Origin of the sequence: Cryobacterium sp. TMT3-29-2, assembly GCF_004564305.1 — a bacterium.
Taxonomy (GTDB): domain Bacteria; phylum Actinomycetota; class Actinomycetes; order Actinomycetales; family Microbacteriaceae; genus Cryobacterium; species Cryobacterium sinapicolor.
The window spans coordinates 1-21,691 of record NZ_SOGK01000031.1; the positions used below are offsets into that span (position 1 = coordinate 1).

21 protein-coding genes are annotated in these 21,691 nt (G+C 69.6%); 14 read left to right on the top strand and 7 right to left on the bottom strand.

Annotated features, from left to right (window positions below; genetic code table 11):
- Both E3O67_RS04190 and E3O67_RS04195 read left to right on the top strand, forming a co-directional pair.
- Positions 1 to 698, top strand: a 698-nt coding sequence (locus E3O67_RS04190) for an HNH endonuclease signature motif containing protein (protein WP_135101993.1), incomplete at its 5' end; no start/stop codon positions are given.
- Positions 699 to 724: 26 nt separating this feature from the next.
- Positions 725 to 1,411 (top strand): NTP transferase domain-containing protein, encoded by a 687-nt coding sequence (locus E3O67_RS04195; RefSeq protein ID WP_135101995.1) that lies wholly within the window; start codon positions 725 to 727, stop codon positions 1,409 to 1,411.
- A gap of 8 nt (positions 1,412 to 1,419) precedes the next feature.
- Here E3O67_RS04195 and E3O67_RS04200 read toward each other — a convergent pair whose 3' ends face one another.
- Positions 1,420 to 1,623, bottom strand: coding sequence for a hypothetical protein (locus tag E3O67_RS04200; protein WP_134427312.1), 204 nt, complete (start codon positions 1,621 to 1,623; stop codon positions 1,420 to 1,422).
- Between the two features lie 122 nt (positions 1,624 to 1,745).
- Between E3O67_RS04200 and clpS the strand changes: the two genes are divergently transcribed.
- Entirely contained in the window at positions 1,746 to 2,030 is a 285-nt protein-coding gene (clpS, locus tag E3O67_RS04205) for an ATP-dependent Clp protease adapter ClpS (RefSeq protein WP_241979121.1), read from the top strand.
- Complete coding sequence (locus tag E3O67_RS04210) at positions 2,030 to 2,599, top strand: DUF2017 family protein (protein WP_241979122.1); 570 nt, start codon at positions 2,030 to 2,032, stop codon at positions 2,597 to 2,599. Before clpS ends, E3O67_RS04210 begins: the two co-directional genes overlap by 1 nt.
- Before the next feature lie 48 nt (positions 2,600 to 2,647).
- On the opposite strand, the gene E3O67_RS04215 is transcribed toward E3O67_RS04210, so the two are convergent.
- Both E3O67_RS04215 and E3O67_RS04220 read right to left on the bottom strand, forming a co-directional pair.
- Positions 2,648 to 3,964 carry a glycosyltransferase gene (locus E3O67_RS04215; protein WP_135101997.1) on the bottom strand — a complete coding sequence of 439 codons (1,317 nt, stop codon included), beginning with the start codon at positions 3,962 to 3,964 and terminating at the stop codon, positions 2,648 to 2,650.
- Entirely contained in the window at positions 3,961 to 6,186 is a 2,226-nt protein-coding gene (locus E3O67_RS04220; RefSeq protein WP_241979120.1) for a glycosyltransferase, read from the bottom strand. The genes E3O67_RS04215 and E3O67_RS04220 overlap by 4 nt, the downstream gene beginning before the upstream one ends.
- A 119-nt stretch (positions 6,187 to 6,305) precedes the next feature.
- Between E3O67_RS04220 and E3O67_RS04225 the strand changes: the two genes are divergently transcribed.
- Positions 6,306 to 8,621: an FdhF/YdeP family oxidoreductase gene (locus tag E3O67_RS04225; RefSeq protein WP_134427304.1), complete on the top strand. Its 2,316-nt coding sequence runs from the start codon at positions 6,306 to 6,308 to the stop codon at positions 8,619 to 8,621.
- Positions 8,622 to 8,637: 16 nt separating this feature from the next.
- Entirely contained in the window at positions 8,638 to 10,008 is a 1,371-nt protein-coding gene (locus E3O67_RS17730; protein ID WP_370260066.1) for a phosphatase PAP2 family protein, read from the top strand.
- Here E3O67_RS17730 and fdhD read toward each other — a convergent pair.
- The 3 genes from fdhD to fdhA form a co-directional block, all read right to left on the bottom strand.
- Positions 10,005 to 10,865 (bottom strand): formate dehydrogenase accessory sulfurtransferase FdhD, encoded by an 861-nt coding sequence (gene fdhD, locus E3O67_RS04235; protein WP_134427302.1) that lies wholly within the window; start codon positions 10,863 to 10,865, stop codon positions 10,005 to 10,007. The genes E3O67_RS17730 and fdhD overlap by 4 nt on opposite strands.
- 6 nt (positions 10,866 to 10,871) lie before the next feature.
- Positions 10,872 to 11,900 carry a GTP 3',8-cyclase MoaA gene (gene moaA, locus E3O67_RS04240; protein ID WP_134427300.1) on the bottom strand — a complete coding sequence of 343 codons (1,029 nt, stop codon included), beginning with the start codon at positions 11,898 to 11,900 and terminating at the stop codon, positions 10,872 to 10,874.
- A gap of 151 nt (positions 11,901 to 12,051) precedes the next feature.
- Positions 12,052 to 13,266, bottom strand: coding sequence for a formaldehyde dehydrogenase, glutathione-independent (gene fdhA / locus E3O67_RS04245; protein WP_135101999.1), 1,215 nt, complete (start codon positions 13,264 to 13,266; stop codon positions 12,052 to 12,054).
- Positions 13,267 to 13,473: 207 nt separating this feature from the next.
- On the opposite strand from fdhA, the gene E3O67_RS04250 reads away from it, so the two are divergent.
- From E3O67_RS04250 to E3O67_RS04285, 8 genes are all read left to right on the top strand, one after another.
- The gene (locus E3O67_RS04250) at positions 13,474 to 14,733 is read left to right on the top strand and encodes a ThiF family adenylyltransferase (RefSeq protein ID WP_135102001.1); all 1,260 of its coding nucleotides are present in this window, start codon (positions 13,474 to 13,476) and stop codon (positions 14,731 to 14,733) included.
- Positions 14,730 to 16,040 (top strand): gephyrin-like molybdotransferase Glp, encoded by a 1,311-nt coding sequence (gene glp, locus E3O67_RS04255; protein WP_134427294.1) that lies wholly within the window; start codon positions 14,730 to 14,732, stop codon positions 16,038 to 16,040. The genes E3O67_RS04250 and glp overlap by 4 nt, the downstream gene beginning before the upstream one ends.
- Positions 16,037 to 16,534 (top strand): cyclic pyranopterin monophosphate synthase MoaC, encoded by a 498-nt coding sequence (moaC, locus tag E3O67_RS04260; RefSeq protein WP_134427293.1) that lies wholly within the window; start codon positions 16,037 to 16,039, stop codon positions 16,532 to 16,534. The genes glp and moaC overlap by 4 nt, the downstream gene beginning before the upstream one ends.
- A 2-nt stretch (positions 16,535 to 16,536) precedes the next feature.
- Positions 16,537 to 17,274 carry a molybdenum cofactor guanylyltransferase gene (locus E3O67_RS04265; protein ID WP_134427291.1) on the top strand — a complete coding sequence of 246 codons (738 nt, stop codon included), beginning with the start codon at positions 16,537 to 16,539 and terminating at the stop codon, positions 17,272 to 17,274.
- Positions 17,271 to 17,582 carry a DUF6457 domain-containing protein gene (locus E3O67_RS04270; RefSeq protein WP_135102003.1) on the top strand — a complete coding sequence of 104 codons (312 nt, stop codon included), beginning with the start codon at positions 17,271 to 17,273 and terminating at the stop codon, positions 17,580 to 17,582. Before E3O67_RS04265 ends, E3O67_RS04270 begins: the two co-directional genes overlap by 4 nt.
- Positions 17,582 to 17,821: a MoaD/ThiS family protein gene (locus E3O67_RS04275; RefSeq protein WP_134427287.1), complete on the top strand. Its 240-nt coding sequence runs from the start codon at positions 17,582 to 17,584 to the stop codon at positions 17,819 to 17,821. Before E3O67_RS04270 ends, E3O67_RS04275 begins: the two co-directional genes overlap by 1 nt.
- 161 nt (positions 17,822 to 17,982) lie before the next feature.
- Positions 17,983 to 19,308 carry an MFS transporter gene (locus E3O67_RS04280; protein WP_134427285.1) on the top strand — a complete coding sequence of 442 codons (1,326 nt, stop codon included), beginning with the start codon at positions 17,983 to 17,985 and terminating at the stop codon, positions 19,306 to 19,308.
- 105 nt (positions 19,309 to 19,413) lie between these two features.
- Positions 19,414 to 19,881 carry an SRPBCC domain-containing protein gene (locus E3O67_RS04285; RefSeq protein WP_134427283.1) on the top strand — a complete coding sequence of 156 codons (468 nt, stop codon included), beginning with the start codon at positions 19,414 to 19,416 and terminating at the stop codon, positions 19,879 to 19,881.
- Between the two features lie 366 nt (positions 19,882 to 20,247).
- On the opposite strand, the gene E3O67_RS04290 is transcribed toward E3O67_RS04285, so the two are convergent.
- Positions 20,248 to 21,681 (bottom strand): DUF2252 domain-containing protein, encoded by a 1,434-nt coding sequence (locus E3O67_RS04290; protein WP_134427281.1) that lies wholly within the window; start codon positions 21,679 to 21,681, stop codon positions 20,248 to 20,250.
- Positions 21,682 to 21,691: the final 10 nt, after the last annotated feature.

A 21,691-nucleotide genomic window follows, 5' to 3' on the forward strand; every position in this document is an offset into this window, starting at 1 on the left:
CGGCCCCCGCGTTCCCCACCGAGGAGGAACAGGCGCGGATGGACGCCGGGGACCTGATCCCGGGTGCCGAGGCCGCGGCCCACAGTGACGACCGGAACGGTGGTGAGAAGCGGGCCGACATCCTCCGCGGCGTGTTCGAAGCCGCCACCCGTGATGCGGGAACCCCGACCATGGGCGGAGCCGCCCCCACCGTGATGATCCACGTCAACCAGGCTGACCTCGCCGCCGACCGCGGGGTGGGCTGGATCGACGGGGTCGAGTCCCCGATCTCGTTGACGAGTGTGAAGCAGGCCCTCTGCGCCGGCGGATTCCAGGAAATCGTGTTCGGCCCCAACAACGAAGTCCTCACCCTCAGCACCGAGAAACGCTTCTTCAACCGGGCCCAACGCCGCGCCATCGCCGCCCGCGACGGGGGTTGCACCATCCCGGGCTGCACCATCCCCGCGGCCTGGTGCGAGGTGCACCACGTGATCCCCTGGCACCTCGGCGGGAAAACCAACATCGACAACGGGGTGCTCCTCTGCTGGTACCACCACCACAGCATCGACACCTCCGGCTGGCAGATCCGCATGGTGAAAGGCAAACCCGAGGTCAGGGCACCACTCTGCTACGACCCAACCCAAACCTGGCGGACCACGGGCAACCACCGGGCCAGGCCTGAGTTCCGGTCTCGACAGGCTCGACCACCGCACATCTGAACCCGCACCGTCCTACGATGGCAGGCATGCTCACCTCTCCCGCCACGATCGCCGGCCTGGTGCTCGCGGCCGGCGCCGGCTCCCGCTATGGCCTGCCCAAGGCGCTGGCACGGGACGAAGACGGCATCCCCTGGCTGGTGCGCACGATCGGCGCACTCACGGATGCCGGCTGCTCACCGGTGATCGTCGTGCTCGGCGCCAAGGCCGCAGAGGCCCGAGCACTGCTCGACGAATTCGGCCTCACCGCGTCGGTCGTCGTCGCCCGAGCCGACGACTGGGTGGAGGGGCTATCCGCATCTCTGCGGGCCGGCCTCCGGCAGGCAACCGAACTCCCGGCAACCCACCCACAGGCAACCAGCCAACAAGCAACACAACGGTCAACCCACTTACAGTCGCCGCCACTACTGCCGGCCCCGATTGCCGTGGCGATCGTTCCGGTCGATGTCCCGGGCCTGCGGGAGAGCACGGTCGCACGCCTGATCGGCACGCTGCCCGGAGAGCCAGACTCCGACGTCGGCCCGTACACGCTGCGGCAGGCCGGGTTCGACGCCCGTCCGGGACACCCGGTGGTGATCGGGCGAGCACACTGGGCCGCTCTCATCGGCTCCGCCACCGGTGACACCGGTGCGCGCCCGTACCTGCGATCCCACGACGTCCGGCTGATCGACTGCACCGACCTGGAGACCGGGCTCGACGTGGACACGCGCGACTGACCGCCGATTCACACCGAAAAGACCTCCGCGCCCACCTGCGGCGTGATCCCGGCATCCGTGGAGTCGTAGGTCCACATGCCCGGCGCTCGGGTCGGCAGCCCACGGTCGCGCTCTCCGTTAGGACCTCTGTGCTCGAAACCCTCCGGCGCCGCGGTCGGCGCGCTGCTGCTGCCGCAGGGCATCGCCTGAGGGATCGCCCTGTCGGCGGTCATCACCCTCGTCGTCACCGCCATCGGCCACGCGGCCGGCCACCCTCACCACGCACCCCGAACCCGGCCGGTCGCACCGGCCACACCGGGTTGGAATTGCCACCCCTCCGTGTGAGGCTTAACCCGTGCCGAAGACTGACGAACGACTCGATCTGCGGGACGCCGTGTCCCTCGATCACCCCTGGATCACGATCGTCTGGGACGACCCGGTGAACCTGATGTCCTACGTCTCGTATGTGTTCCGCAGCTATTTCGGCTTCTCCGCCCAGGAGTCCGAGCGCCTCATGCTGCAGGTGCACAACAACGGGAAGGCCGTGGTCGCCACCGGCAACCGGGAGGCAATGGAACGCCACGTCGAGGCCATGCACGGCTACGGCCTGTGGGCCACCCTCGCCAAGGCCGACTCGTGATGCAGTTCATGCAGGCGAGCGAGAACGCCGACAGCGTGACCGCCCGGTTCGAGCCCGTCGAGATCGGTCTGCTGCGCCTGGCCGCCAGCCAGCTGATCGACCTGCTGGAGGCAGCCGAGACCCACAGGCTCGGCACATCCGGTGACCCGGCCCTGCGCCGGCTGCTGCCGGATGCCTACACCGACGACCCGGAGGCCGCCGCGGAATTCCGCCGGTTCACCGCCGACGACCTGCTCGAGCGCAAGGTGCGGAACGCCCGGTGCCTGCTCGCGACGCTCGGCGAGGAACCGCTCGCCGACGTCGCCGACGAACCGGACGATGCCGAGCTGAACGATGCCGACACAGCAGCCGACGACGCCGACCAGCCCGTGACCATCGACCTCGACGCCGACGACGTACAGGCCTGGCTGCGCACCCTCACCGACTTGCGCCTCACCCTCGCAGAACGCCTCGAGATCGGGTCCGACGGGGTGCCAGGGCGAAGCGACGACGAGGCACCGTTCCTGCACGACATCTACGACTGGTTCGGCATGGTGCAGGAGTCCCTGGTCTACGCGATCGACGTCTGACCCTGACAGCGCGCACCGCGCCAGCGCACGCCGCGCCAGCGCGAACCCCTACGACTCGACCGGCACCGCCAGCAGCGCCGCATACGCCCGCTTGGGCCCGGCCCCGTCCTGCAGCGACGAGCTCAACCGGTCGAGGCTGCGCCGCGCGTCCCCGTCGAGCGCGAGCAGCGCGGCCATGGCCGCCCGGAGCTCCTCGGCCGTGGCCGTGTTGGGCGCGAGCGAGAGCCCGAAACCGCACCGCTCGACCGCGGCGGCCCCGGCGAACTGGTCGGTGGAGAAGGGCAGCAGCAGCAGCGGAACCCCCGAGGTCATCGCCTCCGTGACGCTGTTGTTGCCGCCATGCGACACCGCCAGCGCCGAGTGCGCCAATACGGTGACCTGCGGCAGGAATGCGCGCACGAGCCACGAGTCCGGGATCGGCCCGAGTTCCGCGGGGTCGGTGGCCCCGGTGGCGACGGCGACCCGCACGTCGAGTGAGGCAAGGGCCTCGGCCACCCGGGCGAGGACATCCCCGCGCACCGACAGGAAGCTGCCGAAGCTGACGTAGACGACCGGGAGGTCGCTATCCATGGCGAGCCACACGTCCACCTCCTCATCGGCGGCCTCCTCGCGAACGGCCGAGCCGAGGAAGGCGTGCGCCGGAAGCAGCTCGCCCCGGGCGGCGTCGTGCAGTTCGCCCGGGTAGTTGAGCAGCAGGATGTCCCCGGACTCCATGAAGGCATCCGGGCTCGGCGACGCGGCCGGGTCGAGCACCAGCAGCGCTTCGTTCCACTGGGTGGTGAACGCGTCCCGCACGCTCTCGCAGGTCGTCCGCAGGGCGTCGAGGTCGGCGATGTCGGGCGCGAAGGCGAGCGGCCACTCCGGCGGGAAACCGTAGACCTCGCCGCCCACGGGCAGCGCCGACGGGTGGCCGAGCACCACATCCGCGTGACGGATGCCCGCACTCACCAGGGCCAGTCGCGCGCTGAACGCCAGGTGGTCGACAATCACGTGGTCGGGTCGCACCTCGGCCACGATGAGCTGCACCGCGCGGGCCACCTCGACCGGGTTCCAAAGCAGGTCGCTGCTACGGGCCTCGGCCTGGAAGGTGAGCGTCTCGACCATGCCGAGCCGGGTGGCGTCGAAGAATCCGCGGAGCGCGTCGTCCTCGCCCTTCGGCTGTTCCTCGGCGCGGATCGTGCCGGGGTTCGAGCCGCGGCCGAGTTGCAGGTGCACACGCTCGAATCCGAACGCGGCCACGATGTCGGCCGTGGCCGGACCGCTGGCCACCACGACCCGCTCGCCGGCTTCGCGCCAGGCGGTGCCCAGGGTCGCCAGCGGGAACAGGTGGGAGGCGTAGTCCGGGCTGATGATCAGCAGCGTCATGAAACGTTCACGAGGTAGGCGCCCGACTCGTTGCTGTCCGCGACGTCGCGGTAGACCCGGGTCAGCGTTTCCGCCATGGCCTGGATCGTGAAGGAACGGGACACCATCTCCCCCGCCCGGTCGGCGGACTCCGGTCCGGCGGGGCCGGCGGCCAGGTCGAGCGCCGCGCTGATCCCGCCCGCCAGGGCCGCCGTGTCGCCGGTGTCGACGAGGAAACCCGTCACCTCGTGCTCCACATAGGTGGCAGGGCCGCCGGAATTCGGGGCGACGACCGTGAGCCCGGTGGCCATGGCCTCAAGCAGAGCGATGCCGAATTCCTCCTTCATGCTCGCGCAGACATACGCCCCATGCGGTGCCGCCAGTCCGGGCCGGCCGTACCGGGCCGCGGCCAGCCAGTGCAGGGCGGTGTCATTGGTGCGGTGCCCCGCCAGCAGCAGGCCCTCGCCGGCCGCGTCCCCCGGGTCGACGGCCGCGTACATCTGGTCCAGCTGGCTCTTCTCGTCGAGGGACGGGTCACGCAGGTCCCCGCCGAGGATGAGCAGATTGCAGCGGGCGCGAAGGTCGGCATCCGCGGCCCAGGCCCGAACCAGCGCCGCCATGCCCTTCACGCGGTGCAGCCGCCCGACGGTGACGGCGAGCGGAAGCCCGCGCCGGCTCGGCGGAAGGGTGGCGAGGAGCTCATCCAGTTCGGCCAACGCCGCGGCGCCGGTCGGGCTGGTTGCGCCGTCCGCACTGGTTGCCACGTCGGGGGCCGCGAGTGCGCCGGCCGGGCCGGCGGTGAGGCGGGCATCCGCCAGGGCACGCTCGATCACGGCGAGGTCGATGCCCTCCGCGATCACGGAGTGACGTTCCGGATGCTGTTCGATGTCGATTCCCACGAGGTCGCGCATGTCGCGCCGCAGCTCGGGCCGAGGGAAGAGCACGGTGTGCGCGGCATCCGCGGCCAGCCGCTGCACGAGCCGGGCCCGGAACCAGAAGTGCTCGGTCTCGTCGACCGTGCCGAAGTTCGCCCGGGTGAGCGTCCCGGACGTGTCGAGGGAGTGGATGACGCTGTGCGGGTCGGGGGCCACCGTGAACACGATCGGAATGTCGAGGTCACGGGCCACGGTGGACGCGGCCAGCGTGCCGATGTCGGCCATCCGCAGGTGGATCGCGTCGACGGTGCCGGCGGCGCGCAGAATGCGACGGATGCCGCGCTGGGTCGCAATCCGCCGCGGCCAGGCGTCGACCGAGGCGACGGGTTCGCCCAGGAAGGGCACGGTCGCGAAGGCGTGTTCCGCGAGGGTGGACCCGACCTCGGACAGGGAGGTGAGCGCCTCGGCGAAGCTGCCGCGGGAGAGGGTGAGCACCCGTTCGACGGAACCGCCGCCCGCGCCGCTGCCGCTGCTGCTGCGACTGCCGCTGCCGCCGGCGGAGACGAGCGCATCGCCCAGGCGCACGAGCAGCGTGGCGATGCCGCCGTTGTCGCCGGCGCCCACCTGGCTGAGCTCGCGGTCGATGTCGGCGTGCAGGAAGAGCTGGGCCACCGTGAGCCCCTGGCTCCATGGCGGGCGGGGGTAGGCCGGCACGGTCAGGTCGATCAGGGCGAGCCGGGCCACGTCGGCGAGCACGCCGCTGCCCTGCGACAGGTCGCTCACGATGCGGATGCTGGCCTCGTTCGGACCCTGGTCGCCGAGGGCGGCGATCGCCGCCGCGCGCACCTCGTCCGGCTCGGCCGCGTCGACGGCGACGCGGCGCAACAGACGTTCGGGGATGCGCCCGGCGATGAGACCCATGGTCTCGACCAGTCGGGCGCGGGCGCCGCACTCCTGCACGCCGATCAGGGTGCCCTCCAGGGCGAGCGCCACATGCTCCGGCACCGACGAACCCCACTGCTCGAGGGTGCGCTGCGCGATCATGCCGGAGAAGCCGCCGTCGACCACCATGCTCAACAGCCCGGAGAGCGCCGCGAACCGGGGCAGCCGGGCGCCGAACGCCCACGCCGTGTGCTCGCGGATGAAGAGGGAGTCGTGGGTGAGCAGCGACACGAGCACGTCGTCCGCGGACTCGTCGAACACTTGGCCGAGCGAGTGGATGGCCGCAATCGCCGTCAGTTGATCACCGTGGTCGGTGGCCGCCTGGGCAAGCAGTCGCACGGCGCGGATTCCGCCGTCCCGGCTCGCTGCGATGGTCAGGTCGTCGGCGCAGCGGATACCGTCCAGAATTGACCGGGTCTGCCGCATTGTGTCCAGCGTCGTGTGAGTTCCCACGGTGCCCTCTCTCTGTCCTGTTTCACCCAATCCGGTTCAACATACACGGGGCTGATGTCGGAACGCCTGGCCGAAAGGCGCAAAATGGAGTCATGACACGACGCGCTCCGATCGAAGACATCAACGAAGACAATCTGGTCGTCACGAAGCCGAAGAAGTCCGCGGCCGGTGTGGAAGCGGTTCTGGTGGCGCTCGATCGCGGGTTCGCTCAGGCGGGCGTCCCCCGCACGGCAAAGGCATTGCTGCGCCTCAACCAGCGCGACGGCACCGACTGCCCCGGCTGCGCGTGGCCGGAGTCGCAGGGTCACCGCAAGACGGCGGAGTTCTGTGAGAACGGCGCCAAGGCCGTCGCTGAGGAGAGCACCAAGCGCACCGTGACCCCGGCGTTCTGGGCCGAGCACTCGATCGAGGAGCTCGCCACGAAGACCGAGTACTGGCTCGGCAACCAGGGCCGAATCACACATCCGGTGGTCATCCGTCCCGGTGACACGCACTACTCCCAGATCTCCTGGAACGACGCCTTCGAGCTCATCGGCGAGCAGATCCGGGCCACCGTTCCCGACCGCACGGTCTTCTACACCTCGGGTCGCACCGCCAACGAGGCCGCGTTCCTCTACCAGCTGTTCGCCCGCTCGATCGGAACGAACAACCTGCCGGACTGCTCGAACATGTGCCATGAGTCCTCCGGAAGCGCCATGAACGCAACGATCGGCATCGGCAAGGGCACCGTCTCGCTCGAGGACATCCACCACGCCGAGCTGATCCTCGTCGTCGGCCAGAACCCGGGCACCAACCACCCGCGGATGCTGTCGGCCCTCAAGGAATGCAAGGACAACGGCGGCCGGGTCGTCGCCGTCAACCCGCTGCCCGAGGCCGGGCTGTTCAACTTCAAGGACCCCCAGTCGGTCTCCGGCCTGATCGGCGACGGCACCGCGCTCGCGAACGAGTACCTCCAGATCAAGGTCGGCGGCGACCTGGCCCTGTTCCAGGCCCTCGGCCATCTGCTGCTCGAGGAGGAGGAGCGGGTTCCCGGCTCCGTCGTCGACGCGGAGTTCGTCGCGGCGAACACCCAGGGACTCGACGAGTACCGGGCCGCCCGCAAGACCATCGACTGGGCCGAGACCGAGAAGGCCACCGGGCTCACCCCGGTGGAGATCTCCACCCTCGCGCGGATGATGGTCGACTCCCAGGCCACGATCATCTGCTGGGCGCTCGGCCTCACCCAGCAGCCGCACTCGGTCAACACGCTCAAGGAGATCATCAACCTGCTCCTCCTGCAGGGAAACTTCGGCAAGCCGGGCGCGGGCGCCTGCCCGGTTCGCGGCCACTCCAACGTGCAGGGTGACCGCACCATGGGGGTCTGGGAGAAGCCCAAGGAGTCGATGCTCGCCGCTCTCGACAAGGAATTCGGCATCGAGTCCCCGCGCAAGCACGGCCTCGACTCGGTGGACACCGTCGAGGCTTTCGAGAACGACGACGTCGACGTGTTCGTGTCGATGGGCGGCAACTTCGCCCTCGCCTGCTCCGACACCGTGGCCCTCGAGGCTGCCATGCGGCGCGTGGGTCTGACCGTGCACGTGTCGACCAAGCCCAACCGGTCGCACATCATGCACGGCAAGACCTCACTCATCCTGCCGACCCTGGGGCGCACCGACACCGACGACAAGCACCCGGGCGGACGGCAGGTGCTCTCGGTCGAAGATTCCATGTCGGTCGTGCGCACCACACAGGGGCGCCTGGAGCCGGTCTCCGAGCACCTGCTGTCCGAGCCGGTCATCGTCGCCCGGATGGCCAGCGCCACCCTCGGCGAGGATCACGTGATCGATTGGAAGGCGATGGCTGACGACTACGACGTCATCCGTGACCGCATCGCGCGCGTGCTCCCTGGCTTCACCGATTTCAACGCGCGCCTCAAGACGAAGAACGGTTTCGTGCTGCCCAACCCGCCGCGCGACACCCGCAGCTTCGCCACCGACATCGGCCGGGCCCGGTTCACGGTCAGCCCGCTCGAGTACCTCACCCCGCCGGCCGGCCACCTGATCCTGCAGACCATGCGCAGCCACGACCAGTACAACACCACGTTCTACGGGCTGGACGACCGCTACCGCGGCATCTCCGGCGGACGCCGGGTCATCCTGATCCATCAGGACGACGCCACCGAGCTGGGCTTCGCGGACCGGGACATGGTCGACGTGATCAGCACGTTCCAGGGCGAAGAGCGCCGCGCCGACGAGTTCCGCCTGGTGGTCTACCCCACCCCGCGGGGCTGCGCGGCCGCGTACTTCCCCGAGGCGAACGCCCTGATGCACCGCGAACTCGTGGCCCGGGAGTCGAACACCCCCGGCTACAAGGCCATGTCGGTGCGGTTCATCGCGCACGAGGCGGCGCACGCTGCGTCGCCGAGCTGAGCACTCCGAGCTGATCATGGGTGAGGGGGCAGAGCGCGTCACCCGCCGGTGGCCGCTGTTCAGCGGCCTGGCCGCCGTGGCGCTCGCGGTGGGGCTGGGCGTGATCATCGCCCGCAACGGCAGGCCGTTCGTCCTGGACACGGAGTGGATGATACTGGTGTCCGCCAACCGGGCACCGGCGTGGGACTCCCTCGCCCTCGTGATGAACAGCCTGGGTGGCGGCCTCTTCGCCTCCGTCGCCGTGCCGGTCCTGCTCATCGGCCTGCTCCTGTTCCTGAAACGTCCTTGGGCCGCGGGGTACGCACTTCTGGTGACCGTGGTCTCCGATGTCTCCGTGCGCCTGCTCAAGGGGCTCTTCGGCCGGGCCCGCCCAACAGGCCTCGAAGACCTGCTGGTCAACGTTGATTTCGGGTCGTTCCCCTCCGGGCACGTCGCCAATGCGACGACGCTGGCGATGATCCTGGGGGTGCTCTTCCCGTTCTGGTGGGTCTGGCTGGCCGGGGTGCTGTACACGGTCACGATGATGCAAAGCCGCACCTATCTGGGCGCGCACTGGCTGACCGACACCATCGGCGCGGCGCTGCTGGTGGTCGGTATCGCGGTGGTGCTCTGGGCTCCCCTGGCCGCACGACTCGACGCCGAACGCCGACGGAGCCGCGCGTCGCATCCGTGGCGCACGTTCTACCACCGGTACGTCGTGGAGACGCGGGGACTGGATGCCGGTTCCCACCGCATCCTTCGCGTCACCGCGATCGCCTGCGTGGGTTCCGGCGCCGTCTTCTTCACGTTCACGCTGCTGAGCGTGCTCGGGGAGGGCGGCCTCACCGCGATCGACGTCCCCGTGCAGGAGTGGCTGCTGGAGAGCCGCTCCCCCGCTCTGACAACTGTGATGATCGTGCTGGCGGTCGTGTTCGGGCCGATCGCGCTCCCCCTGATCGTGCTGGTCGTGTGCGTGGGCTGGGGACTGATCACCCGGCAGGCCTGGCGCCCGCTGCTGCTCGCCGGGGCCATGGCGACCGGCGTGGTGCTGGCTCAGATCATCGGCCGCACGATCGACCGCGAGCGACCGCCGACCGACCTGATGCTGTACGGCACGGACCTCACGCACTCCTTCCCGTCCGGCCACGTGCTGGGCGCGTCCGACTTCCTGCTGGTGACCGCCTACCTCGTGCTCTCACGTCGTCTCCGTGGGCGGGCCACCGCACTCGGCCTCGGCATCGCCGGGGTCGGTATCGTGCTGGCGGCCCTCAGCCGCCTGTACCTCGGCTACCACTGGACCACGGATGCCCTCGCCTCCGTTTCGATCTCCCTGGTGGTCCTGGGCTGCGTGATCGCCGTCGACACCTGGCGCACCGTGCGGGTGGTCGAACCCGCGGTGCGCGACTAGCCCGAGACGCTCTGCTGCGTCCGCACGCCGCTCTCGATGCGTTCTGCCCCGGCGTAGATCACCATGGAGTCGCCGCGCAGGAATCCGACCACCGTCATGCCCACCTCGTCGGCGAAATCGGCGGCCAGCGACGACGGCGCCGACACGGCGGCGAGCACGGGGATCCCGGCCATCAGCGCCTTCTGCGCCAGCTCGAAACTCGCCCGGCTCGACACCATCAGCACCGTCCCGGTGAGGGGCAGCAGGTCTTCCTTCAGCGCCCAGCCGATGACCTTGTCGACCGCGTTGTGGCGGCCGACGTCTTCGCGTAGCACCAGCATCCGCCCGGTGGCGCCGTCGAAGAGGGCGGCCGCATGGATGCCGCCGGTCTTCTCGAACACGGCCTGGGCGGCGCGCAGGGCCTCGGGGAAGGTCGTCAAGAGTGCCGCGTCGACCCGCAACGGGTCGTCCAACACCGGGAACGCCGACTTCGTGCGCACGGCGTCGATGCTCGCCTTGCCGCAGAGCCCGCAGGAACTGGTTGTCAGGAACGACCGTTCCAGACTCGGGTCGGGCGGTGTGACGCCGGGTGCGAGCAACACGTCGAGCACGTTGTAGGTGTTCTCCCCGTCGACCGTGGCTCCGGCGCAATATCGGGCCGTGAAGAAGTGCTCGCCCCGGGTGATGACGCCCTCCGACACCAGGAACCCGGCGGCCAGGTCGTAGTCGTTCCCGGGGGTGCGCATCGTGACGGCGAGGGAGCGGCCGTTCACACGGATCTCGAGCGGCTCTTCGACCGCCAGCACGTCTTCGCGGGTGGTGGGCTGGCTGCCCACCGTCAGACGCACGACCTTGCGCCTGGCCGTGATTCTGCTCATCTGGATTCACCCACCGATGTACGACATTTCGATTCTTTTCTTAGCGGATGCGCGCAGCCGGCCGGTCTCGGCGCTGCGCAGCTCCGAGTAGCGGTCCGTGCGCTCACGCCAGATCTGCGTCATCACGGCGGCCAGCTGCTCGTCGGTGCTGCCGCCGCGCATCAGGGCGCGCAGGTCGTGCCCTTCGGTCGCGAACAGGCAGGTGAACAGCTTTCCGTCGGTGGAGACCCGCGCCCGCGAACAGGAGTGGCAGAACGACTGCGTGACGCTGGAGATGACGCCGATCTCCCCTTCCCCGTCGCGGTAACGCCACCGGCGGCTGGTCTCGCCGTTGTAGTTGGGGGCCACCTCCTCGAGCGGAAGTTCGGCGTTGATGCGCGCCACGACCTCGCCCGAGGGCACCACGTCAGCCATCTCCCAGCCGTTGCTGGAGCCCACGTCCATGAACTCGATGAAGCGGAGGATGTACGGGGTGCCCTTGAAGTGGCGCGCCATGGCGACGATGTCCTGGTCGTTCTGCCCGCGTTTGAGCACCATGTTGATCTTGATCGGGCCGAGCCCCGCCGAGTGAGCCACGTCGAGGCTGTTCAGAACCTTGGAGACCGGGAACTTCACATCGTTCATGGCCCGGAAAGTTGCGTCGTCCAGCGAATCCAGTGACACCGTGACCCGCTTGAGCCCCGCATCCTTCAGTGCCTGGGCTTTCAGAGCCAGCACCGAACCGTTGGTGGTCATGGCGATGTCGATCGGCCGGCCGGCCGGGGTGCGGAGCTCCGCCAGCATCGCCACGAGTTCTTCGATCCCCTTGCGCAACAGCGGTTCGCCGCCGGTGAGACGGATCTTCTCCACCCCGTGCGCCACGCTGATCCGTGCCAGCCGGGTCATCTCCTCGAAGGAGAGAAGTTCGTCACGTTCCATGAACGCGAAGTCCTTGCCGAACACCTCCTTGGGCATGCAGTAGACGCAGCGGAAGTTGCAGCGGTCGGTGACCGAGATACGCAGATCGTGCAGGGGGCGTTGGAACTGATCAATCATCTCTCCACACTAACCGCCGCCCTCTGCGGCACTAGTCCCTCGGGACGGTGACAAATGCCCGGACCCCGGACCCCGGACCGGCCCACGGAAGAACAGGACACCCGGCCGGGGCGAACCGCCGGCCGGGTGTCCTGTCACTGGTCGAACGTGCCTACTTGATGTACTGGTTCGGGTTCAGCACGTACTTGACCGACTTTCCGGCGTCGAACTCGGCGTACCCGCGCGGGGCATCCTCCAGGCTGATCGCCTGGGCGTTGACGGCCTTGGCGATCCGCACCTTGTCGTGCAGGATCGCCATCATCAGCGACCGGTTGTACTTCATCACCGGGCACTGACCGGTGGTGAAGGAGAGGGACTTGGCCCAGCCGAGCCCCAGCCGGATGGACAGCGAGCCGACCTTGGCAGCCTCGTCGACCCCGCCCGGGTCACCGGTGACGTACAGCCCCGGGATGCCGAGGCCACCACCGGCGGCCGTGACCGTCATCAGTGAGTTCAGCACCGTGGCCGGACGCTCCGTTCCGGCATCCTTGCCGTGGCCGCGGGCCTCGAAGCCGACCGCATCCACACCGCAGTCGACGGTGGGTTCGCCCAGGATCTGCTCGATCTGGTCCTGGGGATCTCCCTTCCGCAGGTCGATGGTCTCGCAGCCGAAACTGCGGGCCTGCGCCAGGCGTTCCTCGTTGAGGTCGGCGACGATGACGACGGCGGCACCGAGCAGCTGCGAGGATGCCGCCGCGGCCAGACCCACCGGGCCCGCTCCGGCGACGTAGACGGTGGAGCCGACCCCGACGCCCGCGCTGTACGCTCCGTGGAACCCGGTCGGGAAGATGTCGGAGAGCATGGTGAGATCCATGATCTTCTCCAACGCCTGGTCCCGGTCCGGGAACTTCAGGAGGTTCCAGTCCGCATACGGCACCAGGACGTACTCGGCCTGACCGCCGACCCAACCGCCCATGTCGACGTAGCCGTAGGCGCTGCCCGGGCGGTCGGGGTTGACGTTGAGGCAGATTCCGGTCTTCCGCTCCTTACAGTTGCGGCATCGGCCGCAGGAGATGTTGAACGGCACCGAGACGATGTCGCCGACCTTGATGAATTCGACGTCGGGCCCGCATTCGACCACCTCACCGGTGATCTCGTGGCCGAGGACGAGGTCCGACGGTGCCGTCGTGCGCCCGCGGACCATGTGCTGGTCCGATCCGCAGATGTTGGTGGTGACCGTGCGGAGGATGACCCCGTGCGGCACCTTGCGGCCCACGTTGGCCGGGTTGACGCCCGGTCCGTCTTTCAGCTCGAAGGTCGGATAGTCGATGTCGATGACCTCGACGACGCCCGGGCTCTTGTAGGCAACTGCTCTGTTCCCTGTCATGAAGTACCTTCCTAGTTCCTGTGTGCTTCCCTCAAAGCGTGACCCGTCGGGCCGCGCGAGACTGCATCGAATTTCTAGTTGGTGCCGGGTGGTGCATTTTTTTGCTGCACGTCTAGGTGACTCCATAAGGCCTGGGAATTCAAGGGGCATGCTCAGATGACCGCCGATGGGTACGCACGGGGCACCGCCACCGCCTAGCGTGGAACCATGGCCATTCCCCCTCTCGTCGAACCGATCGCCCGCCTCAGCGGCGCCGAAGCCGTTCGCACCGCCCGCCAACGCCGCCTGCCCCAGCTCAACGAGCTCGGCCAGCGCCGCCTCGCCAACGCCCGGGTGCTCGTGCTCGGTGCTGGCGGGCTGGGCTCCCCCGCGCTGGTCTACCTGGCCGCCGCCGGCGTGGGAACGATCGGCATCGTCGACGGCGACGACGTCGAACCCAGCAATCTGCAGCGCCAGATCGTGCACGGCCAGGCGGACATCGGACGCCCCAAGGTAGTCAGCGCCGCCGAGTCGATCGTTCGGATCGCGCCGGAGGCAGTGGTCGTGCAGCATGCGGAACGGCTCGACACGGGCAACGCGGCCGCGATCATCGGCGGCTACGACGTGGTCATCGACGGCACCGACAACTTCCCCACCCGGTTCCTGGTCAACGACACCTGCGCGGCCCTGGGCCTGCCACTGGTGTGGGCATCCGTGCTCCGGTTCGACGCGCAGCTGTCGGTGTTCTGGGCCACCCCGCCGCCCGAGAGCGGCCTCACCGGGGTGCACTTGCGCGACCTGTTCCCGACACCGCCGAAGGAGGGCGAGGTGCCCAACTGCGCCGAGGCCGGCGTGCTCGGCGCGCTCTGCGGCCAGGTGGGCTCGCTGATGGCCACCGAGGCGATCAAGCTGATCGCCGGCATCGGGACCCCGTTGATCGGGCGCGTGCTCGTGATCGACGCGCTCTCGGGCCGCTTCACCGAGGTACCCCTGATCGGCACCGGCATCGCCGCCGCCGCCCCGAACCCGGCCGAGAACCTCGCCGCCACCCGCGCCTCAGCTCAGGCCGCGGCCGCCACTCCGGTCTGGCCGACTCTCACCCCGGTGGAACTCGTGGCCCGGCTCACCGCCCGCGCCGACGGGACCGACTCGTTCGTGCTCGTGGATGTGCGCGAGGCCGACGAGCATGCCGAGAGCTCCATCCCGGATGCCGTTCTGCTCCCGCTCGGAGAACTACTCACCGTGTCAGGCATGGCCACCCTGCCGCGGGACGTGCCGCTGGTACTGCACTGCCACCTGGGGCCGCGGGCCGAACGCGCCGCAACGGCCCTGGACGCGGCCGGTTTCACGGGCCTGACCCTGCTCGCCGGCGGGATCGTCGCCTGGGACGCGGCCGTCGACGCCCGCACCGCTCCCGGCGTCGGCAGCAAGTGGGGCGGCGACGCCGTGTCCGGCGACTCGACGACCACAGCGGGGAACCGACCATGACGGGGACCGGGCACAGGCCCCAGCACGAGCACCAGCACCAGCACGACGCGGACGGGTGCACCGTGCCGGTCTCAGCCCGCAGTGTCGCCGACCAGCTCTCCTTCGTGCTCGCACGGGTCGCAGCTCTGCCGCCCGTGCTCGTGTCGCTCGACGAGGCGCTGGGTCTCGTTCTGGCCGAGGATGTTCGGAGCAGGACGGACACACCCCCCTTCGACAACTCGGCCATGGACGGCTACGCCGTGCAGCACGCCGACCTGGTGCGGGCCTCGAGTGAGCACCCGGTGACGCTGCCGGTGGTCGCCGACCTTCCGGCCGGAACCAGCCACAACCCGCAGCTGGAAGCCGGCCAGGTGGCCCGGATCATGACCGGGGCGCCGATCCCCGACGGGGCGGATGCCGTCGTGCCGATCGAGGACACCGATCAGGGCACCGACACGGTCACCATCGTGCGGGCACCGCAGCCGGCCGCGCACATCCGTCGCGCCGGCGAAGACGCCCGCGCCGGCGACACCGTGCTCACCCGCGGCTCGGTGCTCTGGCCGACCCGAGTGGCCGCGGCCGCCAGCGCCGGCACCTCGTCGCTGCGGGCGCACCCGGCCCCGCGCGTGGCCGTGATCTCCACCGGGAGCGAACTCGTCACCCCCGGCGAACCCACCCGGCGCGGTCAGATCCCCGACTCCAACTCCTACCTGCTCGCCGCGGCCGTCACCGCGGCCGGCGGGGTGCCGATCCGGCTCGGCGCGGTTCCCGACGACGAGATCACGCTCCGCAGCCTGCTGGCCGGCTTGGCCGGCACGGTGGACGCCATCGTGCTTTCCGGCGGGGTGAGCGTCGGCGCCTATGACGTCGTCAAGGCCGTGCTCGCCCCGCTCGGCACCGTATGGTTCGGACCGGTCAAGATGCAGCCCGGCAAACCCCAGGGCTTCGGCCGTTGGCCGGCCGACGCCGACGCCGTGGAGGGACCGCTCATCTTCGCCCTGCCCGGCAACCCGGTCAGCGCCTTCGTGTCGTTCGAGGTGTTCGTGCGCCCGGCCCTGCGCCGCCTCGGCGGGCATACCGACCTTTTCCGCACCACGATCTCGGCGACCGCCGGGGAGAGCTGGAACTCCCCGCCCGGACGTGCCCAGTACATGCCGGTGACCGTCGCGGGTGAGGGCGCCCGCAGAGTGGTGCGCCGGTCCGCCGCGGGCGGGTCGGGATCCCACCTCGTCGCCGGGCTCGCCCAGGCCGTCGGGCTCGCCCTGGTGCCGGAGAACGTGACTCGGATTGCCGAGGGCGACCGCGTCACTGTCATGCTGGTGACATGAGCATCCGCGATCTGAGCGCACACCCCTTCACCCATCTCGATTCCGCCGGCCAGGCCCGCATGGTCGACGTCACCGAGAAGCAGCCCACCGTGCGCAGTGCCACCGCCGCCGGATTCGTGGCCTGCGGCCCGACCGTCATCGCGGCCCTCCGGGACGGCAGCACCCCCAAGGGCGACGTGCTCGCCGTGGCCCGCATCGCCGGCATCCAGGGTGCCAAGAAGTGCGCCGACCTGCTCCCCCTCGCCCATGTGATCGGGGTGCACGGCGCCGCCGTCGACCTCGTCATCGAAGACGCCGGGGTACGCGTCACGGCCACCGTGCGCACGGCCGACCGCACCGGCGTCGAGATGGAGGCGCTGACCGCCGTCTCGGTCGCAGCCCTCGCCGTGGTCGACATGGTCAAGGGTCTCGACAAGTCCGTGATGATCGAGAACGTGCGCCTGCTCACCAAGACCGGCGGCAAGTCCGGCGACTGGCACCGCCCGAACGAGTAGCCGTGACCACGGAATCGGCGCGCGTCGACCTGATCGTGCTGGCGGGCGGCCGGGCACGGCGCCTCGACGGCGCGGTCAAGCCCGCAATCGAGGTGGCCGGCCGCACGCTGCTCTCCCGGGTGCTGGACGCCCGGGGTCTCGCCCGGCACGTCGTCGTGGTCGGGCCGGTGGAAGCCCGTGCGGCCGTTCCGGCCGACGCCACGGCCGACCTGACCTGGACGCTCGAGGACCCACCGTTCGGCGGCCCGGTCGCCGGGATCGTGGCGGGACTCGGCGCGCTCGAGCGCGTGACCGCCGCCCGGGAGGCCTCCGCACCGCCCGGCTGGGTGTTGCTGCTGGCCTGCGACCTGCCGTGGGCAGCGGATGCCGCCCGCCTGCTGGTTCCGGCGGCGACCGACCCGGGGCTGCCGGCATCCGTTCACGGCCTGCACCTGGTCGATCCGGGCGGCAGCGCGCAGTGGCTCGCCGGGATCTACCGTCTGGCGCCCCTGCGGGCGGCCGCGCACCGGCTCGGGGCCGACGCCCACGGCGCCAGCATGCACGGGCTGCTGGCCACGCTCACGCTGCGGGGCGTGCGCGACCTGGCCGGCGCCGGGAGCGACGTGGACACATGGCAGGATGTTGAAAGGAGTTCCGCACTGCTGACCAGCACCCCACAGCGGGACGATCCGACCGCGGAGCAATCCGACCGCGGAGCAATCCGACCGCGGAGCAATCCGATGAGGAGTGATACCGAATGAGCACCTCGACCCCGCTTCCCCCCGAGGCTCTCGACGACTGGCTGGTGGCCCTCGCCGCCACCCTCGAACTCGATCCGGCCGACATCCCCGTGGGCACGCTGCTCGACGTGGCTCGCGACGTGGCGCACAACGTGGCCCGGCCCGCCGCGCCGCTGAGCACCTTTCTGGTCGGGCTGGCCGCCGCCCGGAACGGCGGCACGGTCGCCGACATCGAGGCCGCCAGCGCACGGGCGACCGAACTCGCCCTCAACTGGCCGCCGGACGAACCGGCGAATCAGCCGGGACGCCAGCCCGGAGATGCCCGCTGATGGCGACCATCCGTTTCTTCGCCGCGGCAGCCGAGGCGGCCGCCGTCGACGCGGCCACCCTCGACATCGCCACCATCGGCGACCTGCGCACCCGGCTCACCGTCCGGTACGGCGCCGAGTTCGAGCGGGTCCTCGGCCGGTGCTCCCTGCTCGTGAACGGCACGCGGGCGACGGATGACGCGGTGCCGCTCTCCGACAGCGACACCGTCGATGTGCTGCCGCCCTTCGCCGGAGGCTGACGACCGGAGGATGACGAACGGCGGCTGACGCCCCTCACCCCCGGTTCTGTTCGACCGAATCATTTTTCACGGTGTTCGCGCGTTGTCGCATTCCGGCCGCACCGCGAGGGTGGAAGCTACGCGGGCTATGTGCCCGGCAGCGCACCTAGCCGAGGAAGCCAATGTCAGTCGAAACGTCCACACAGTTCGCCTCGAAACTCAAACCGGATCTCTCCAACTGGGATCCGGAGAATGACGAGACCTGGGATCCCAAGCTCGCCTGGCGCACACTGTGGATCACCACTTTCAGCCTGACCCTGAGCTTCGCGGCCTGGTATCTCGTCAGCGCGATCGCCCCGCGCCTGAACGACATCGGATACTCCCTCGCGCCCAGCCAGCTGTACTGGCTCGTCGCCCTCCCCGGGCTGGCCGGAGGTCTGCTGCGCCTGGTCTTCATGTTCCTGCCGCCGATGATGGGAACCCGCAACCTGGTCGCCATGTCGTCGGCCCTGCTCGTGATCCCGATGCTCGGCTGGACCCTCGCCGCCCGGGACACGTCCACGCCCTACTGGGTTCTGCTTTCTTTGGCCTTCGCGGCCGGTATCGGCGGTGGAACCTTCTCCGGCTTCATGGCGTCGACCAGCTACTTCTTCCCCAAGCGCCTCGCCGGAACGGCCCTGGGCCTGCAGGCCGGCCTCGGTAACTTCGGCATCGGCCTGATGCAGTTGATTTTGCCCTGGGTCGTCGGCTTCGGCCTGCTCGGCACCGCGGCCCTCACCCCGCAGAGCAGCGCCGACGGTGACCTCGTCTGGCTGCACAACGGCGGACTCGTGCTCATCCCCTGGGCTCTGCTCGCCGTCGTCCTCGCGGTAATGTTCCTGCGGCGGGTGCCGATCACGGCTAACTTCCGCCAGCAGATGGACATCTTCGAGGTCAAGCACACCTGGATCATGACGGCCATCTACCTGATGAGCTTCGGCGCATACAGCGGTCTGGCCGCCCAGATGGGCCTGATCATCCTCAACGTCTACGGCGACTTCCCAGATGCCCCGAACCCCCTGGCCTTCGCCTTCATCGGCCCCGTCCTCGGCGCCCTGGTGCGGGCTGCGAGCGGCCCGTTCTGCGACAAGTGGGGCGGCGCGATCTTCACCTTCATCGGCGGCCTCGGCATGGTGGCGGGAACGACCGTCACCGCTTTCTTCCTCACGCCGACCAGCGTGGACGAGTTCTGGGGCTTCCTCACCGGCATGCTCATCATCTTCTTCTTCGCCGGGCTGGCCAACGCCGGCACGTTCAAGCAGATGCCGATGATCTTCCCGAAGCGTCAGGCCGGCGGCGCCATCGCCTGGACGTCCGCCATCGCGGCCTTTGGACCGTTCATCGTGGGAATCTCGCTCACCGCCATCAGCCCGACCGCGTTCTTCATCGGCTGCGCCGTGTTCTGCGTGTTCTGCACCTGGCTGGCCTGGTTCTACTACGCCCGCAAGGGTGCCCCCTTCCCCAGCTAGAACGACTCCGGCAATTCTTCGCACCGAGAAACCCCCCGCGTCCTGCTTGAAACCGCCCTGGACGCGGGGGGTTTCGTCTTGCCGAAGCGGCGTTAAGCTCTCCGCATGGACAAGCTGCACTTCACGATTCGGGTCGACGCACCCGTGCACACCGTCTGGACCACGATGCTCGACGAGTCCACCTACCGGGACTGGACCCGGACGTTCCACGAGGGGTCCCACTACGTCGGCAGCTGGGCCCAGGGAGGCCTGATCCGCTTCCTCGCCCCCGACCAGAACGGTTCCCACAGCGGGTTGGTGGCCACGGTCATCGAGAACCGGCGGGACGAGTTCATCTCTCTGGAGATCCGCGGTGAAGTGTCCCGGGGCATCGACGACACCACGAGCGCTCATGCACGACGCTTCGCGGGCGCGCACGAGGACTACTCGTTCAGCGAATCCGACGGGGTGACCACCCTGGTGGTGGAGGTCGACACCGACGAGGAATTCACGGCCATGTTCGCCGCGGACTGGCCCCGCGCCCTCGCCCGGCTCGCCGAACTCGCCGAAGAACGGGCCTCCACCGCGGACTAGCTTGGGCAGTACGACCAGCACGATGGCCGCCCATTTCGGGGCGCGGGCGACGGATGTCCGGTCGGAGATCTCCCGGTAGTTCCACCAGAGCAGGACGGCGGCGACCACGACCAGTCCGAGAACCCAGGGCAGCAGCCCTTCGGCCAGTCCCACGTGGGTCTGGACGAGAGCGGCCGTGGGGACGACGGCCTCGGTCGCGTGCAGCACGAGGGGGTGCACCGGCAAACCGAAGATGGTGTCGAGCAGCGCTTCGAACGTGGTTCTCCTCGTGGGGCGTCGCGGCGAGCACGAAAAGGGCCTGCACAGGCAATGCTAGGCACCGGTGCGGCACCCCGCCACGAAGCGCAGGCTTCGCTCACCCGCTGATCAGACGCCCTCGATCGCCCGCAGCCGGCCGGAACGCACGGCCTCGGCGAACCGGGCGTAGTCCCGGTCGTTCTGGTCGGCGTAGCGCTTGGAGAAATCGGTGACCGCCTTGTCGAACTTGTCACTCGTGCCGAGATAGGCCGCGATCGCGATCGGGTCGCCCGAGCGGGCGTGCGCCCGGGCGAGCGTCCAGCCGCACGCGCGGGCGTAGAACGACATGGCGAGTGGCTGCATGGTCTCGATCACGGCCGACCCCTTCATGTCCCGCAGCTGCCGCCAGTACAGGTAGCGGTCGTCCTGCACGCCCGTGGTCCAACCCAGGTAGATGTCGCTGGCGGCCTGCATCATCCGTTGCCCCTGCACCACGCGCTCACCCGGTTGCCGGTAGCGGCTCTTCGGCAGGTGGTCTTCCAGCACGGACGCCGTGGCCTCCTTGACCTGCAGGAAGAGGGGGTCCTGCTCGTCGCGTCCCTGGAGCAGGGCGATGAAGGACCGGGTACCGACGCTGCCGACGCCCACGACCTTGCGGGCCACGTCGACAAGCTGGAACTGCTCGAGCAGATGACGGCGGTCGTCCTGCAGCGTGGCCCGGTAGGACCGCAACTGCGCGTGCAATGCGGCCCGGGTCTCGTCGGGAGACATGCCGAAATGGTCCAGCAGCTCCCGGGCGGGGATGACGATCGGCGGCTGGCTGACGATCCGGTATTGCCCGTCGACGTACTCGGCGAGCTTGGAGTGGGCCTGCAGGCTGTCGCGGCCACGGGCCTTCGCGACGTTCCGCTGCGCGTTCTTCCCGATCGCCTCCGCCGCCTTCCGCTGCTTGCCCTTCTGGGCGCCGATCGCCAGTTGGATGGCGGCGGTCAACTCCTCCTCTGACAGTCGGGCGTACCAGATGTCCATGGTGCCCATGGTGGCGAACCTGCCCATGGCCTCGCGGTAGGAGCGCAGCGCGGCGAGCGTCGCATCACGCACGTCGGTCGCGCTGAAACCGTTGTTCCGAGCCGCGATCGTGAAGCTCGCGGACATCCGCAGCACGTCGTACTCGAACGGCCCGGGGAGCGTCTCGTCGAAGTCGTTCAGGTCGAACAGGAGACGCCGCTCCGGCGACGCGAACACGCCGAAATTGGAGAGGTGGGCGTCACCGCAGAGCTGGACGGCCAGACCGGCCCGTGGGGTGTGGCGCAGGTCTTCGGCCATGATCTTGGCCGCGCCGCGGTAGAAGGTGAACGGGGACGCCAGCATCCGGCCGTGCCGGACCGGCACCAGATCCCGCTCCCGGGTGACGTTCTGCGCCTCGAGCAGGGCGACCGGATCGGGGCGGCCGCCGGCGGGAGCCCACCCGCGGTGGCTGGTGAGGGGTGTGCGCTCCCGCGCGCTCGTGCCGCGCGCCTTGCGGTCCTCCACGCTGAGGTGCGCCACCGTGGGTGCGGTCATGATCGGCGAC

What these genes read in the sequence shown, in the direction of transcription:
- moaC (WP_134427293.1), top strand. Translation starts at nt 16,037, where the DNA reads ATGAGCATCCGCGATCTGAGCGCACACCCCTTCACCCATCTCGATTCC.
- E3O67_RS04270 (WP_135102003.1), top strand. Translation starts at nt 17,271, where the DNA reads ATGAGCACCTCGACCCCGCTTCCCCCCGAGGCTCTCGACGACTGGCTG.
- E3O67_RS04275 (WP_134427287.1), top strand. Translation starts at nt 17,582, where the DNA reads ATGGCGACCATCCGTTTCTTCGCCGCGGCAGCCGAGGCGGCCGCCGTC.
- E3O67_RS04215 (WP_135101997.1), bottom strand. Translation starts at nt 3,964, where the DNA reads ATGACGCTGCTGATCATCAGCCCGGACTACGCCTCCCACCTGTTCCCG.
- fdhA (WP_135101999.1), bottom strand. Translation starts at nt 13,266, where the DNA reads ATGACAGGGAACAGAGCAGTTGCCTACAAGAGCCCGGGCGTCGTCGAG.
- E3O67_RS04285 (WP_134427283.1), top strand. Translation starts at nt 19,414, where the DNA reads ATGGACAAGCTGCACTTCACGATTCGGGTCGACGCACCCGTGCACACC.
- E3O67_RS04220 (WP_241979120.1), bottom strand. Translation starts at nt 6,186, where the DNA reads ATGCGGCAGACCCGGTCAATTCTGGACGGTATCCGCTGCGCCGACGAC.
- fdhD (WP_134427302.1), bottom strand. Translation starts at nt 10,865, where the DNA reads ATGAGCAGAATCACGGCCAGGCGCAAGGTCGTGCGTCTGACGGTGGGC.
- E3O67_RS04210 (WP_241979122.1), top strand. Translation starts at nt 2,030, where the DNA reads ATGCAGTTCATGCAGGCGAGCGAGAACGCCGACAGCGTGACCGCCCGG.
- E3O67_RS04225 (WP_134427304.1), top strand. Translation starts at nt 6,306, where the DNA reads ATGACACGACGCGCTCCGATCGAAGACATCAACGAAGACAATCTGGTC.
- moaA (WP_134427300.1), bottom strand. Translation starts at nt 11,900, where the DNA reads ATGATTGATCAGTTCCAACGCCCCCTGCACGATCTGCGTATCTCGGTC.
- E3O67_RS17730 (WP_370260066.1), top strand. Translation starts at nt 8,638, where the DNA reads ATGGGTGAGGGGGCAGAGCGCGTCACCCGCCGGTGGCCGCTGTTCAGC.
- E3O67_RS04200 (WP_134427312.1), bottom strand. Translation starts at nt 1,623, where the DNA reads ATGACCGCCGACAGGGCGATCCCTCAGGCGATGCCCTGCGGCAGCAGC.
- E3O67_RS04290 (WP_134427281.1), bottom strand. Translation starts at nt 21,681, where the DNA reads ATGACCGCACCCACGGTGGCGCACCTCAGCGTGGAGGACCGCAAGGCG.
- E3O67_RS04280 (WP_134427285.1), top strand. Translation starts at nt 17,983, where the DNA reads ATGTCAGTCGAAACGTCCACACAGTTCGCCTCGAAACTCAAACCGGAT.
- glp (WP_134427294.1), top strand. Translation starts at nt 14,730, where the DNA reads ATGACGGGGACCGGGCACAGGCCCCAGCACGAGCACCAGCACCAGCAC.
- E3O67_RS04195 (WP_135101995.1), top strand. Translation starts at nt 725, where the DNA reads ATGCTCACCTCTCCCGCCACGATCGCCGGCCTGGTGCTCGCGGCCGGC.
- E3O67_RS04250 (WP_135102001.1), top strand. Translation starts at nt 13,474, where the DNA reads ATGGCCATTCCCCCTCTCGTCGAACCGATCGCCCGCCTCAGCGGCGCC.